At 73.1% G+C, this 13,059-nt stretch carries 14 protein-coding genes; 5 read left to right on the top strand and 9 right to left on the bottom strand.

The window, feature by feature from the left end:
* Positions 1 to 161: 161 nt before the first annotated feature.
* Positions 162 to 962 carry a peroxide stress protein YaaA gene (gene yaaA, locus IE252_RS07905; protein WP_190088592.1) on the top strand — a complete coding sequence of 267 codons (801 nt, stop codon included), beginning with the start codon at positions 162 to 164 and terminating at the stop codon, positions 960 to 962.
* Positions 963 to 1,034: 72 nt separating this feature from the next.
* Complete coding sequence (eda, locus tag IE252_RS07900) at positions 1,035 to 1,649, top strand: bifunctional 4-hydroxy-2-oxoglutarate aldolase/2-dehydro-3-deoxy-phosphogluconate aldolase (RefSeq protein ID WP_190088591.1); 615 nt, start codon at positions 1,035 to 1,037, stop codon at positions 1,647 to 1,649.
* A gap of 103 nt (positions 1,650 to 1,752) precedes the next feature.
* On the opposite strand, the gene IE252_RS07895 is transcribed toward eda, so the two are convergent.
* The 3 genes from IE252_RS07895 to IE252_RS07885 are packed head-to-tail and all read right to left on the bottom strand — an operon-like array spanning position 1,753 to position 4,597.
* On the bottom strand, positions 1,753 to 3,021 hold the full coding sequence (locus IE252_RS07895) for a bifunctional RNase H/acid phosphatase (RefSeq protein ID WP_190088590.1): 1,269 nt from the start codon (positions 3,019 to 3,021) through the stop codon (positions 1,753 to 1,755).
* Positions 3,021 to 3,764: a zinc ribbon domain-containing protein gene (locus IE252_RS07890; RefSeq protein WP_229848159.1), complete on the bottom strand. Its 744-nt coding sequence runs from the start codon at positions 3,762 to 3,764 to the stop codon at positions 3,021 to 3,023. The genes IE252_RS07895 and IE252_RS07890 overlap by 1 nt, the downstream gene beginning before the upstream one ends.
* Positions 3,761 to 4,597, bottom strand: coding sequence for a Nif3-like dinuclear metal center hexameric protein (locus IE252_RS07885; protein ID WP_190088589.1), 837 nt, complete (start codon positions 4,595 to 4,597; stop codon positions 3,761 to 3,763). The genes IE252_RS07890 and IE252_RS07885 overlap by 4 nt, the downstream gene beginning before the upstream one ends.
* A gap of 215 nt (positions 4,598 to 4,812) precedes the next feature.
* On the opposite strand from IE252_RS07885, the gene IE252_RS07880 reads away from it, so the two are divergent.
* Both IE252_RS07880 and IE252_RS07875 read left to right on the top strand, forming a co-directional pair.
* The gene (locus IE252_RS07880; RefSeq protein ID WP_190088588.1) at positions 4,813 to 5,919 is read left to right on the top strand and encodes a hypothetical protein; all 1,107 of its coding nucleotides are present in this window, start codon (positions 4,813 to 4,815) and stop codon (positions 5,917 to 5,919) included.
* 68 nt (positions 5,920 to 5,987) lie between these two features.
* Positions 5,988 to 6,134, top strand: coding sequence for a hypothetical protein (locus IE252_RS07875; protein ID WP_190088587.1), 147 nt, complete (start codon positions 5,988 to 5,990; stop codon positions 6,132 to 6,134).
* 107 nt (positions 6,135 to 6,241) lie between these two features.
* On the opposite strand, the gene IE252_RS07870 is transcribed toward IE252_RS07875, so the two are convergent.
* From IE252_RS07870 to chsH3, 3 genes are read right to left on the bottom strand one after another with little or no spacing between them, the layout of a single operon-like run.
* Positions 6,242 to 7,186 (bottom strand): 3-oxoacyl-ACP reductase, encoded by a 945-nt coding sequence (locus IE252_RS07870; RefSeq protein ID WP_190088586.1) that lies wholly within the window; start codon positions 7,184 to 7,186, stop codon positions 6,242 to 6,244.
* A gap of 20 nt (positions 7,187 to 7,206) precedes the next feature.
* Entirely contained in the window at positions 7,207 to 8,283 is a 1,077-nt protein-coding gene (locus IE252_RS07865) for a Zn-dependent alcohol dehydrogenase (protein ID WP_190088585.1), read from the bottom strand.
* Positions 8,284 to 8,326: 43 nt separating this feature from the next.
* Positions 8,327 to 9,181: an enoyl-CoA hydratase ChsH3 gene (gene chsH3, locus IE252_RS07860; protein ID WP_190088584.1), complete on the bottom strand. Its 855-nt coding sequence runs from the start codon at positions 9,179 to 9,181 to the stop codon at positions 8,327 to 8,329.
* A gap of 329 nt (positions 9,182 to 9,510) precedes the next feature.
* Between chsH3 and IE252_RS07855 the strand changes: the two genes are divergently transcribed.
* Positions 9,511 to 10,932, top strand: coding sequence for an MFS transporter (locus IE252_RS07855; RefSeq protein WP_229848103.1), 1,422 nt, complete (start codon positions 9,511 to 9,513; stop codon positions 10,930 to 10,932).
* 4 nt (positions 10,933 to 10,936) lie between these two features.
* Here IE252_RS07855 and IE252_RS07850 read toward each other — a convergent pair whose 3' ends face one another.
* The 3 genes from IE252_RS07850 to IE252_RS07840 all read right to left on the bottom strand — a co-directional run bounded on the left by IE252_RS07850 (position 10,937) and on the right by IE252_RS07840 (position 12,814).
* The gene (locus IE252_RS07850; RefSeq protein WP_190088582.1) at positions 10,937 to 11,578 is read right to left on the bottom strand and encodes a response regulator transcription factor; all 642 of its coding nucleotides are present in this window, start codon (positions 11,576 to 11,578) and stop codon (positions 10,937 to 10,939) included.
* 381 nt (positions 11,579 to 11,959) lie between these two features.
* Complete coding sequence (locus IE252_RS07845; RefSeq protein WP_190088581.1) at positions 11,960 to 12,460, bottom strand: glycine-rich domain-containing protein; 501 nt, start codon at positions 12,458 to 12,460, stop codon at positions 11,960 to 11,962.
* Positions 12,461 to 12,589: 129 nt separating this feature from the next.
* A complete protein-coding gene (locus tag IE252_RS07840) occupies positions 12,590 to 12,814 on the bottom strand; it encodes a hypothetical protein (protein ID WP_190088580.1) in 225 nt (74 codons plus the stop codon).
* Positions 12,815 to 13,059: the final 245 nt, after the last annotated feature.

Below are 13,059 nucleotides of genomic sequence, written 5' to 3'. Positions count from 1 at the left end.
ACGGTCCGCGGACGAACGAGGTCCGGGGTCCGGGGGCGCAGCTCCCGGCAAAGCCACCTCCACCCCCACCCACCCCCGGAGGGTTTAGGGAAGGGGCGGGGTGGGGGCTTAATCTGGGCTGGGGCCGCACCCCCGTCCGTACCACCCCCCAAGGAGACCCCGTGCTCGTGCTGCTCCCGCCCTCCGAAGGAAAGGCCGGCGGGGGGCGCGGGACGCCCCTCAAGGAGGAGGCCCTGGCGATGCCGGGGCTCAGGACCGCCCGCACCGCCGTCCTCGACGAGCTCATCGACCTGTGCCTCGGCGACGAGGACAAGGCCCGGGACGTCCTCGGCCTCAGCGAAGGCCTGCGCGGCGAGATCGCCAAGAACGCCGAGCTCCGCACCGCCGGCACCCGCCCCGCCGGCGAGATCTACACCGGCGTCCTCTACGACGCCCTCGACCTCGCCACCCTCGACCCCGTCGCCAAGCGCCGCGCCGCCAAGGCGCTGCTCGTCTTCTCCGGCCTGTGGGGCGCCGTACGCATCACCGACCGCATCCCGTCGTACCGCTGCTCGATGGGCGTGAAGCTGCCGGGACTCGGCGCGCTCGGGGCGTACTGGCGCGGCGTCATGGACCCGGTCATGACCGAGGCCGCCGGGACCGGCCTCGTCCTCGACCTGCGCTCCTCCGCGTACGCCGCCGCCTGGAAGCCCAAGGGCGAGGTGGCCGGGCGCACCGCGACCGTACGCGTACTGCACTCCCAGATCGTCGACGGCGTCGAGAAGCGTTCGGTCGTCAGCCACTTCAACAAGGCGACCAAGGGCCGTCTGGTGCGCGACCTGCTGCTGTCCGGGGCCGCCCCCGCCGACCCGGCGCGGCTCGTGGAGGCCCTGCGCGACCTCGGGTACGTGGTGGAGTGCACCGCCCCCGCCAAGCCCGGCAAGGCGTGGGCGCTGGACGTGGTCGTGGAGCAGATCCACTAGCCGCGCCCCAGGACCGTTGCACAGGGTGCAACAGTCGTTGCAGGGGGCGTATCCGCCCGGCAGGATGCCCCCATGACCTCCGTCCTGGACCTCGCCCCCGTCGTCCCCGTGGTCGTCCTCGACGACGCCGCCGACGCCGTACCGCTCGCCCGGGCCCTCGTGGCGGGCGGGCTGCCGGCGATCGAGGTCACCCTGCGTACGCCCGCCGCGCTCGACGCGATCCGGGCGATCGCGGACGGGGTGCCGGAGGCGATGGTCGGGGCCGGGACCGTGGTGTCGGCCGCCGGGGTCGCCGACGCGGTGGCGGCCGGGGCGCGCTTCCTGGTCAGCCCGGGCTGGACCGGCGGCCTCCTCGACGCGATGACCGCGTCCGGGGTCCCGTTCCTGCCCGGGGTCGCGACCGCGTCCGAGGTCGTGGCGCTGCTGGAACGCGGGATCCGCGAGATGAAGTTCTTCCCGGCGGAGGCGGCGGGCGGCACGGCCTATCTGAAGTCCCTCGCCGGGCCGCTCCCCGCCGCCCGCTTCTGCCCCACCGGCGGCATCTCGCTCGCCTCGGCCCCGGCCTATCTGGCCCTGCCGAACGTGGGCTGCGTCGGCGGCACGTGGATGCTGCCCCCGGACGCGGTCACCGCGAAGGACTGGCGCCGGGTGGAGGCGCTGGCGCGGGAGGCGGCGGGGTTGCGCTGAGTGCCGCCCCGCGGCAGTCCCCTGGGCGCCCCGAAGGGGCGCATCCAGGGGCGCGGGGAACTGCGCGACCAGTTGGGGACGGCCCGCAGCCGCACGACAAACCTCAGCGCAAGTGCGACGTATCGTTCAGCAACCGCACAGACGCATTGCCGTCCCCGTAATACGCCACCGCCGACACCGACGCCGCCGAAAGCTCCATCCGGAACAGCGACTCCGGCGGGGCGCCGAGCGCGAGGCGGACCAGGGTCTTGACCGGGGTCACGTGTGTGACCAGCAGGACCGTGCGGCCCGAGTACGCCGTGAGCAGCCGGTCCCGCGTCGCCGAGACGCGCCGCGACACCGTCGCGAAGCTCTCGCCGCCGCCGGTCGGCGCGACCTTGGGCGAGGCGAGCCACGCGTCGAGGTCGGCGCCGTACCGCTCGCGCACCTCCGCGAAGGTCAGGCCCTCCCACGCGCCGAAGTCCGTCTCGCGCAGGCCCTCCTCGACCCGTACGTCCAGACCGAGGCGTTCCGCGACCGCCGCCGCCGTCTCGCGGCAGCGCCGCAGCGGGGACGAGACGACCGCCTGGATCGTGCCCCGGGCGGCCAGCGCGGCGGCCACCTGGTCGGCCTGGCGGCGGCCCGCCGCCGACAGCTCCGGGTCGGAGCCGCCGCTGCCGGAGAACCGCTTCTCGGGGGTGAGCGCGGTCTCGCCGTGCCGGAGCAGGACGAAGGTGGTGGGCGTGCCCAGGTCGGGCGCGCTCCACCCGGCGGCCGGGGCCCCGGCCGCCCGCGCCGGAGCCGGAACGGTCGCCGAAGCCGAAGCCGGAGCTGAAGCCGATGCCGGAGCGGCCACGGACGTGGCCAGCGCCGCCCGGGCCCGCGCCGCACCCGCCGCCGCGTCCCCGACGACCCGCGCCGCGTCCGTGTCGGCGAGCCCGGTGGACAGCGCCGCCGTGGACGCCGACGGCTCCCACTGCTTGCCGCGCTTGCCCGCGTCCATCGCCTCGTTGGCGAGCCGGTCCGCGTGCTTGTTCTTCTCGCGCGGGATCCACTCGTACGTGACCTGCGCGGACGGCAGGATCCGCCCGGCCTCGGCCGCGAGCGGCTTCATGTCGGGGTGCTTGATCTTCCAGCGGCCCGACATCTGCTCGACGACCAGCTTGGAGTCCATCCGGACCCGCACCTTCGCCGCCGGGTCGAGCGCCTTCGCCGCCTTCAGCCCGGCGATCAGGCCCTTGTACTCGGCGACGTTGTTGGTCGCGACCCCGATGTACTCCGCCGCCTCGGCCAGCGTCTCGCCCGTCACCGGGTCCAGGACCACCGCGCCGTAACCGGCCGGGCCCGGGTTGCCCCGGGAACCGCCGTCGGCCTCGACAACGAACTGCCGCACTACAGGCCCGACTCCGCCGTACGGACCAGGATGCGGCTGCAGTTCCCGCACCGCAGCACGGTGTCCGGGGAGGCCGCCTTGACCTCGTTGACCTCGGTGATGTCGAGCTCCAGGCGGCAGCCCTCGCACTTGCGCTGGTAGAGCCGGGCCGCGCCGACGCCGCCCTGCTTCTCGCGCAGCTTGTCGTAGAGCTTCAGCAGGTCGGCCGGGATCACACCCGCGACGACCTCGCGCTCCTTGGCCACCTCGGCGGCCTCGGCGTCGAGTTGCTGGGTGGCGGCGTCGCGGCGGGCGGTCGCGTCGTCGGTCTTCGTCTGGACGGAGGAGACGCGCTCGGTCAGCTCGGCCGCGCGCTCCTGGGCGGACTCACGGCGCTCCATGACCTCCAGGACCACGTCCTCCAGGTCGCCCTGGCGCTTGGCCAGCGAGACGATCTCGCGCTGGAGGGACTCCAGGTCCTTGGGGGACGAGACGGCGCCCGAGTCCAGGCGCTGCTGGTCGCGGGCGGCGCGCTGGCGGACCTGGTCGACGTCCTGCTCGGCCTTGGTCTGCTCGCGGGCGGTGTCGCTCTCCTCGGTCTGCGCGGCGACCAGCAGGTCGCGGAGCTGGGCGAGGTCCTTGTTCAGCGAGTCGATCTCGGCGTGCTCGGGCAGCGACTTCCGCTTGTGGGCGAGCTGCGACAGGCGTACGTCGAGGGCCTGTACGTCGAGGAGGCGGATCTGGTCGGCGGGCGCGGCGTTCAGTTGGGGGCTCCAGAAGAGTGGTGGGATGACCAGGGGTCGGTGACCGTCTTCGAGACGTGGACCCGCAGGTCCCAGCCGTGACGGTCGGAAATCTCGTCGAGCTGTGCGGCGGCCTGCTCGCACCAGGGCCACTCGGTGGCCCAGTGGGCGGCGTCGATCAGGCCGAGCGGTGCGTGCTGGGTCGCCTCCGACACCGGGTGGTGGCGCAGGTCGGCGGTGAGGAAGGCATCGGCTCCCGACGCCCGTACGGCGTCGAAGAGGCCGTCACCGGAGCCGCCGCTGACCGCGACGGTCTTCACCAGGGCTTCGGTGTCGCCCGCGACCCGGATGCCCTGCGCGGTGGCGGGCAGCCGGGCGGCGGCGCGGGCGGCGAACTCGCCCAGCGTCATCGGGTGGTCCAGCTCGCAGATCCGGCCCAGGCCCCGGCGGCCCGAGGAGTCCGCGGCGTCGGGCACGAGCGGCCGGACGACCCGGATGTCCAGGGCGCCCGCGAGGGCGTCGGAGACGCCGGGGTCGGCGGTGTCGGCGTTGGTGTGGGCGACGTGCAGCGCGATGTCGTGCTTGATCAGGGTGTGCACGACGCGGCCCTTGAAGTGCCCGGCCGCGACCGTCGTCGTCCCGCGCAGATAGAGCGGGTGGTGGGTGACGATCAGATCGGCGCCGAGCTTCACGGCCTCGTCCGCGATCTCCTGTACGGGGTCGACGGCGAACAGCACGCGCCGGACCTCCGCGTCGGGCTCGCCGCAGACGGTGCCGACCGCGTCCCATCCCTCGGCCCGCTCGGGCGGCCAGAGGGCGTCGAGCGCGGCGATGACTTCAGACAGACGGGGCACGGACACAGGTTACCCGCGCTCCGGGCCCCGCCCACCATGGCTTCGGCCCCGAGCGGCCCGGGCGGGTCCCGCCGTCCCGGCACCGCACTGCACATCCGTCGCCCCGCTCACAGGGGAATCGCCCGATGGCCACCCTTTGGTGTGAAGCGGGTGGTCTCGTGTTGTTCGGCAGGAAGTGCGAAAACTAGCTTCATGGGCCGGAGGTGAGCCATCTCATGACGGCCTTGGCCATCGAGACCGCTGCCGGGAACGGCGCGGTCCGGCACACGGAGTTCACGATCACCGCGGACGGCTCCTACGCGGCCCGTCTGGTACGGGAAGAGGGCGAGGGCGACCGCTGGTTCCCCGAGCGGTGGACGCTCGACGGCCCCGAGCCGTACGCGGTGCCACTGCCCGGCAACCAGCCGGAGGAGCCGGACGCCTCGGTGCTGCCGATGGCGGACGGGCGGGTGCTGATCCACCGCCGGGTCGCGGACCGGGACGCCTTCGCCCTGCTCTACCCGACCGGCCCCGGCACCGGCGAGCTCGCCCTGGGCACGATCGCCCGCGACTCGGGGCGGCGGCTGACCCTGCTGCCGCCGTCCCCGAACGGCAGCTGCGCGTACGCGCTCGCGGCCGGGCCGGAGAACAGCACGCTCTGGCTGGTGGCGGGCGGCGCGTTCGGCCCGGAGCCGGTCGCCACCCTCCAGGGCCGCTGCTCGGGCGGCGTCTGGCTGGACCGGACGGGCAGGCTGCTCGCCCTGGACCGGGAGCTGGACGGGCGGACCAAGGCGGTCGCGGTGGACCTGGAGCGCGGCGGCGAGGTGACCCCGCTGCTCCAGATCACCGAGGAGAGCCAGGACCGGCTGCTGCTCGCGGACCCCGACACCGGTCTGCTGCTGCTGCGCTCGGACGCGCCCGGCCACGACCGGCTCGGCTGGGGCGTGCTCGGCTCCACCCTGCCGGTCCGCTTCCCCGAGTGCCTGCGGCTCGCGGACGCGGCGGTCACGCCGTTCGCCGTGCAGCCCGGGCAGCAGCTGATGCCGGAGAGCTGTGCGGTGGCGCTGCGGATCGACGCGGCGGCGGGCACCTGGCTCGGCGTGTGGCGCCCGGCGGGCCGCCGGCTGCACCAGCTGGCCGCGCCCGAGGGGTGGCTGGCGGGCTCGGGCCTGTGGACCCGGGACGGGGTGCTGCGGCTGCCGTGCGCGACGCCCGCGGTGCCCTGCGCGGTGGCGGCGGTCCCGGCCCCCGCGGACCTGCCGCGCCCCGCCCCCGTACCGCTGAAGCCGCAGGCCCCCCGGCCCGTACCGCTCGCGCAGGCGCCCTTGACCGGCCGTCAGTAGACCGTGGCCGTCTGGCTAAAATCCACGGCGAACGCAACGGACGAAACACAACGGGGTGACTGCACCACATGTCCGAGACACTGACCGCCGCGTCCGCCGAAGCCACGACGGACCCCGACGGCCACGGCCGGCACCGGGGCGGCGCCGCGACGACCGAGGAGCCGACGACCGAGGCCCATGGCCGTCACCGGCGGATGGACGCAGAGGCGAGCTGACCAGATGGCTGGGGGCCGGGACGCGAAGGCGTCCCGGCCCCCAGCCTTTAGGGGCGCGGGGAACTGCGCGACCAGTTGGAGACGGCCCGCACCCGGCAAACAACAGGTCAGCCCCGCTTCAGTCCCAGCACTTCGGCGGCGCCGAACGTCTCCCCGGTGGGCCGGGACGCGTAGTACGGCGTGAGCAGCTCATCCAGCTCCCCGTACGAGAACGCCTCCTTCGCCGCGTCGAACTTCGCCGCCACCTTCGGACGCTCCACGACCGCGACCATCCCCCCGTGCACCACCATCAGCTGGCCGTTGACCCGGGCGGCCGCCGGGGACGCCAGATAGCCGACGAGCGGTGCCACGTGCTCCGGCGCCAGCGCGTCGAGCTGCCCTTCCCCCGGCTCCTCGAAGCCCGCGAAGACGTCCTCGGTCATCCGGGTGCGGGCCCGGGGGCAGATGGCGTTGGCGGTGACCCCGTACTTGGCGAGCGCGAGGGCCGTGGAGGTGGTGAGGCCCACGATCCCGCCCTTGGCGGCCGCGTAGTTGGGCTGTCCGGCCGACCCGGCGAGGAACGCCTCCGAGGAGGTGTTGACGATCCGGCCGTAGACCGGCCCGCCCGTCGCCTTGGACCGTTCGCGCCAGTGCGCGGCGGCGAAGTGGGTGGTGTTGAAGTGGCCCTTGAGGTGTACGTGGATGACCGCGTCCCACTCCGACTCGGTCATCGAGAAGATCATCCGGTCGCGCAGGATGCCCGCGTTGTTGACGAGGATGTCCAGCTTCCCGTACGTACGGACCGCCAACGCGACCAGTTCGCGAGCCTGCTGGTGGTCGGCCACATCGCCGGTGTGGGCGACCGCCGCGCCGCCCGCCGCGCGGATCTCGGCGGCGACCTCCTCGGCGGGCCCGGCCGAGGCCTCGCCGGAGCCGTCCCGGCCGGGCTGCCCGAAGTCGTTGACGACGACGGACGCGCCGAGCCGGGCGAGTTCGAGGGCCTCGGCCCGGCCCAGGCCGCGCCCGGCGCCGGTGACGATCGCGGACAGGCCTTCAAGGGGCAGTGCTGCCATGCCGGTCGGCTCCTCTCGGGTCACAGGGAGATGCACGTACGCAGGGCCTCGCCCGTACGCATCTGGTCGAGGGCGTCGTTGATCCCGGCGAGCGGCACCCGGTGGGTGATCAAGCCCTCCAGGTCGATCCGGCCCGCCCGCCACAGCGCGATGGCCCGCTCGTAGGAGCGCAGCACATCACCGCCGCCGTACAGGGAGGGCAGGATCCGCTTCTCGTCGAAGAACAGCTCGAACATGTTGACCTGGAAGAAGTCGTCCATGGCGCCCGCGCCGACCACGCACAGGGTGCCGCCGCGCCGGGTCGCGCCGTAGGCGGTGCGGGCGGTGGCGGACTTGCCGACGACCTCGAAGACGTAGTCGAAGCCCTCGCCGCCGGTGATCCGCTGCTTGGCGTCGTCGAGTTCGCTGGGCGAGACGGCCTCGGTCGCGCCGAAGGTGAGCGCGGCCTCGCGCCGGGAGGCCACCGGGTCGACGGCGACGATCTGGGCCGCGCCCTGCACCTTGGCGCCCTGGATGGCGGAGATGCCGACCCCGCCGCAGCCGATCACGGCGACCGACGAACCGGCCTCCACCTTCGCGGTGTTGATGGCCGCGCCGAGTCCGGTGGTCACCCCGCACCCGATGAGCGCGGCGATCTCGTACGGCACGTCGTCGGGGATCGGGACCGCGCACCCGGCGCCGACCACGAGCTCCTCGGCGAAGGTGCCGGTGCCGGCGAAGCCGAACACGTCACCGCCGGGGCGCTTGAAGTTGGGCGTGCCCGCGTTGAGGAACCCGGCGAGGCAGAGCTGGGTCTGGCCGCGCTTGCAGGAGGGACAGGTGCCGCACGCGGGCAGCCAGCTCACCAGGACGCGGTCGCCCGGGGCGAGCGAGGTGACGCCGTCGCCGACGTCGAGGATCTCGCCCGCGCCCTCGTGACCGGGGACGAAGGGGGCGGGCTGCGGGAGCACCCCGGTCATCGCGGAGATGTCGGAGTGGCAGAGCCCGGTCGCGCGGATCCGGATCCGCACCTTCCCGGGTCCGAAGCCCACCGCCTCGACGTCGTCGAGCACGTCGAGCTTGTCCTGGCCGATCTCGTGCAGTACGGCTGCGCGCATGGTGCGGCTCCCCTCTGATGAGCCTCGGGTCTGGCGAAGCGGTTCAGTCGTGCGCGACGAGCGTGTCGGAGAGCACCGGCGCGTCGTCCCGCTCGACGGCCGTCACCGACACCTGGACGCGGCCCGGACCGGACCACATCCCGATGCGCAGGGTCTCGCCGGGGAAGACGACCCCGGTGAAGCGGGTGGTGTACGAGCGGACGCGGGCCACCTCGCCGCCGAGCAGGGTGTCGACGACCGCCTTGAGCGTCATGCCGTACGTGCACAGGCCGTGCAGGATCGGCCGCTCGAACCCGGCGAGCTTGGCGAACTCGGGGTCGGCGTGGAGCGGGTTCCAGTCGCCGGAGAGCCGGTAGAGCAGCGCCTGCTCCTCGCGCACCTCGCGCTCGACGGTGTGGTCGGGGGCGCGGTCGGGCTGCTCGGCGCGGGCGGAGGGCCCGCGCTCGCCACCGAAGCCGCCCTCGCCGCGTACGAAGATCTGGGCGTCGCTGGTCCACAGCGGCCCGTCCGCGTCGGCGGCCTCGGTGCGCAGCACCAGGACGGCGGCCTTGCCCTTGTCGTAGACGGCGGCCACCTTGGAGGTGGAGACGGCCTTGCCCCGTACGGGGATCGGGCGGTGCAGGACGATGCCCTGCCCGCCGTGGAGCACGGCGGCGAGGTCGACCTCGATGCCGGGCGCGGAGAGCCCGCCGACCACGCCCATCCCGGCGCCCGCGACGGTGGCGAACGAGGGCAGCACGTGGAGCCTGGACTCCAGGGTGTAGCGCAGCTCGTCGGGGTCGGTCGCCGGGACGCCCGCGCCGAGTCCCAGGTGGTAGAGCTGGATGTCCTTGTGGTCCCAGACGATCTCGGTGGACCGGGGCTCGGCGGCGAGCGCCTTCGCGACGTCGATGGGCATACGGGGCCTGCTCCTTGGAGTGGGAAGACCTCGGCGCGGCCGTCCGCACCGTCGGCCGCACCGAGGCCGTGCGGGACCGGCGCCGGCGCCGGTTCTAGAACGCGTTCTAGGGCTCGATGGCCCCTATGTATAACGCAGCGCCCCCGGATTGGGAACACTTCTGACGTGCCGTCAGTTCCACTGTCCCGGGCAGGCCGCGAAGCGGCACTCAAGGGGCGCGGGGAACCGCGCGAGCAACCCGCCACGGTCCGCAGACGAAGAGTTCCCTCGGAGAGTTTTGGGAAGGGGCGGGGTGGGGAATCGCACCCCCGGCTGCAAACATGGCCCGCATGGTCCAAGCGCCCCCAGACACCGCCGCCATACCCACCCGGACGAAGCCGACCCGCACCTGGCTCGTCCTTCTCGCCGCCTGCGCAGGGCAGTTCCTCGTCGTCCTCGACGTTTCCGTCGTCAACGTGGCCCTCCCCTCGATGCGGACCGGGCTCGGGATGACCCCGACCGGCCTGCAGTGGGTCGTCAACGCCTACTCCATCGCGTACGCCGGTTTCATGCTCCTCGGCGGCCGCGCCGGAGACCTCTTCGGGCGCAAGCGCATGTTCCTCGTCGGGCTCGGCCTCTTCACCGCCGCCAGCCTCGCGGGCGGGCTCGCCCAGGAGGGCTGGCAGCTGCTGCTCGCGCGCGGCGTGCAAGGGCTCGGCGCCGCCGTGCTCGCGCCGTCCACCCTCACCATCCTCACCGCCGCCGTCCCGGAGGGAGCCGCCCGTACCAGGGCCATAGGGACCTGGGCGGCGGTCGGCGCGGGCGGCGGCGCGGCGGGCGGGCTGGTCGGCGGGGTGCTCACCGACACGCTGTCGTGGCGCTGGGTGCTGCTCATCAACGTGCCCGTCGGCGCCCTCGTCCTCACCGGCGCCACCCTGTGGATCACGGAGAGCCGCGCGGCCACCCGCAACCGCCTGGACCTGCCCGGCGCGGTCGCCGTCACGGGCGGGCTCGCGGTCCTCGCGTACGGCATCGTGCAGACCGAACAGGCCGGCTGGACCGCGCCGGGGACCCTCGCCCCGCTGCTGGGCGGGCTCGCGCTGCTCGGCGCGTTCCTCGTGGTCGAGGCGCGGGCGGCGGCGCCGCTGATGCCGCTGCGGCTGCTGCGGATCAGAGCGGTCTCGTCCGCCAACGTCGTGATGTTCGCCTGCGGCTCGGCGACCTTCTGCACCTGGTACTTCATGACGCTGTACGCCCAGAACGTCCTCGGCTACACCCCGCTGGGCGCCGGACTCGCGCTCATCCCGAGCTCGTTGAGCATCGTGCTCGGCGCCAAGATCGCGCCCCGGCTGATGCCGGTGACCGGGACCCGCAACCTCACCGTCATCGGCGTGCTGATCGCCGCCGCCGGGTTCGGCTGGCAGTCCACGATGCACGCGCACGACCCGTACTGGATGTCGATCCTGGTGCCCGGCGTGCTGATGATGACCGGCGCGGGGCTCGCCACCACGCCGCTCGCCTCCCTCGCCACGTCCGGCGCCGCGCCGGGCGAGGCCGGGCTGGTGTCCGGGCTCATCAACACGTCCCGCACGATGGGCGGTGCGCTCGGCCTCGCGATCCTGTCGACGGTGGCCACCGCCCGTACCGGCGACTCGCTGACGCCCGAGGCGCTCACCGAGGGCTACGCGCTCGCCTTCCGCACCGGCGGCTTCGTCCTGCTCGCCAGCACGGTGGTCGCGCTGGTGTGGCTGCCCAGGAGCGCGAAGCGCTGACCCCTCAGAGCCAGCCCTGCTGCCGTGCCGCCCGCACCGCCTCCATGCGGTTGCGGGTGCTCGTCTTGCCGATCGCGGACGAGAGGTAGTTGCGTACGGTCGACTCCGACAGGTGCAGCTTGCCCGCGATGTCGGCGACGGTCGCGCCGTCCACCGAGGCGTTCAGGACGTCCCGCTCGCGCGCGGTGAGCGGGTTCGCGCCCGCGCTGAGCGCGGCGGCGGCGAGCGCCGGGTCGATCACGGTCTCCCCGCGCAGCACCCGCCGAATCGCCTCGGCCAGATCCTCCACGGGCCCGTCCTTCACCAGGAACCCGGCCGCCCCCGCCTCCATCGCCCGCCGCAGATACCCGGGCCGCCCGAAGGTGGTGAGGATCAACACCCGGCAGTCCGGACACTCCTCGCGCAGCAGGGCCGCCGCGTCCAGACCGCTGAGCCCCGGCAGCTCGATGTCCAGGAGAGCGACATCGGGCCGCGCGGTGAGCGCCGCGGCCACGATCTCGTCCCCGGCACCGACCTGCGCGACGACCTCGATGTCCTCCTCAAGCCCGAGCAACAGGGCGAGCGCACCTCGCATCATGCCCTGGTCCTCGGCGAGGAGGACTCTTACGGACTTTCCGGGGCGGTGGTCTTGGGGCATCTCGTTCATGTGGCCAGGCTATGGCCAATGCCGCAGCTCAGACGCACGGCAGCCCGGTCGGCGCTCGGGAGAGAACGCCGACCGGGGCCGCACCGCTTCGTCAGTTCTGTTTGGGCAGGAGGACGAATCCCCGCGTTGGGGCGGGTCGCCTCCCTGGGGTCTCAGGGCGGGTTACGCGGAGCTTCGCCAGGACATCCTCCAGTGCATGCGGAGTGATGGGTTGGCGGGTCGCTGGTTCGGTGCTGTCGTACACGCCCCAGTTCCCCGCCGGGGCCTCCGGATCCACCGGCGCGACCACCCACGGGATACCCATCCGCCGCAGCTTGGCGTCCGTCCGGCGGGCTTCTTCCGCGTCCATGCCCTCACCTCTCAGCCGTAGGTGCAGGAAGCCTAGCCATCATCGCCCTCCCCGCTGCCTCCTGAGCAGTGGGAAGCGCAGTTGCCGGGGTTGATCGGTCCACACCCTCCGGGCTTGGGGGTGTGAGAGCAGTTCGCGGCCACGGCGACCAAGGCCGTAGCCGGTCCCGTCCACAGCTCGCCGTCCACGCGGTATCCGGCCTGTTCGATCAGCCCTGCCGTGTGGGTCAGCGCGTGCGGGTCGTGCCGCTCCTGGTCGGGGCGCTCGGGCCAGTGGTGCACGAAGCGGCCAAGCCGGTCACACAGCTTCTTGTACAGATCCGTGTGCAGGATCAGGGCGTGCCATCCCTCGTCCACGACGTTGGACGGGGTGATCTTCACCGTGGGGAACTGGGCTGCGGCAGCGACGAACTTGAGCGCTTCCACCACGATCCGCCGTGCCGTAGCGTCGGGCAGGTCGGGGTTGTTGTCGCGGACTGTGGCGACCACACCCCCGAACCCGTCAGGGGTCAGTAGGGTCCGTGCATCGCACATGTGCGTACCTCCCTGAGAGGAGCCCGCCCTGGTTGCTCGACCTGTCCAGGGTTTCCACCAGCCGGGGCGGGCACTTGGACCTCACCCGGCCAGTTCCGCTTCACGGTGGTGTGCGGCCGGGCGAGGGGTCTAGGAACGCGGGAGTCGCCCGGCGTTGCGGTGATGCTTGCGCAGGGCTCGTAGTTGGAGGAGCTCGCGGTCGTTGGCCTCCCGTACCGCGATCGCCCGCGTCTGCCAGCGAAGACCGGACGGGCGGGTGAGCGTCAGTATGAGCCCGCGCTGCTCGCGCACCTCCCCGACCATCTGACTGGCCATGTCGTACACCGCGGTTCCGGGCTTCCACGTCGTAGCCATGCGTCGCATCGTGGCGCACCCTTCCGGACCTATCGCCCCATCATCCGGGGACAGTTGACATGTTCGCCGGTACGGTCTCCAGAAGGCCCGAACGTCCGCGTCGAAGGGGTTGACTTGAACGCCGCCTTACGCCTCGCCATGGACGATGCGGGTGTCACTCCCCGCCAGTTGGCACACCGGGTAGGGGTATCGCTGAAGCAAGTGGAACGATGGCTCGCGGACGAGGCACTCACACCGCACCTACG

Origin of the sequence: Streptomyces melanogenes (assembly GCF_014649795.1) — a bacterium.
GTDB classification, from domain to species: Bacteria; Actinomycetota; Actinomycetes; order Streptomycetales; family Streptomycetaceae; genus Streptomyces; species Streptomyces noboritoensis.
Note: the sequence above shows the minus strand (reverse complement) of the source record. Positions and strands in the feature narration are given on the sequence as shown.

Excerpts from the sequence above, each read along its gene's own strand:
- eda (WP_190088591.1), top strand. The coding sequence starts at position 1,035 with ATGACCTCCGTCCTGGACCTCGCCCCCGTCGTCCCCGTGGTCGTCCTC.
- IE252_RS07880 (WP_190088588.1), top strand. The coding sequence starts at position 4,813 with ATGACGGCCTTGGCCATCGAGACCGCTGCCGGGAACGGCGCGGTCCGG.
- IE252_RS07875 (WP_190088587.1), top strand. The coding sequence starts at position 5,988 with ATGTCCGAGACACTGACCGCCGCGTCCGCCGAAGCCACGACGGACCCC.
- IE252_RS07870 (WP_190088586.1), bottom strand. The coding sequence starts at position 7,186 with ATGGCAGCACTGCCCCTTGAAGGCCTGTCCGCGATCGTCACCGGCGCC.
- IE252_RS07865 (WP_190088585.1), bottom strand. The coding sequence starts at position 8,283 with ATGCGCGCAGCCGTACTGCACGAGATCGGCCAGGACAAGCTCGACGTG.
- chsH3 (WP_190088584.1), bottom strand. The coding sequence starts at position 9,181 with ATGCCCATCGACGTCGCGAAGGCGCTCGCCGCCGAGCCCCGGTCCACC.
- IE252_RS07855 (WP_229848103.1), top strand. The coding sequence starts at position 9,511 with ATGGTCCAAGCGCCCCCAGACACCGCCGCCATACCCACCCGGACGAAG.
- IE252_RS07850 (WP_190088582.1), bottom strand. The coding sequence starts at position 11,578 with ATGAACGAGATGCCCCAAGACCACCGCCCCGGAAAGTCCGTAAGAGTC.
- IE252_RS07845 (WP_190088581.1), bottom strand. The coding sequence starts at position 12,460 with ATGTGCGATGCACGGACCCTACTGACCCCTGACGGGTTCGGGGGTGTG.
- IE252_RS07840 (WP_190088580.1), bottom strand. The coding sequence starts at position 12,814 with ATGGCTACGACGTGGAAGCCCGGAACCGCGGTGTACGACATGGCCAGT.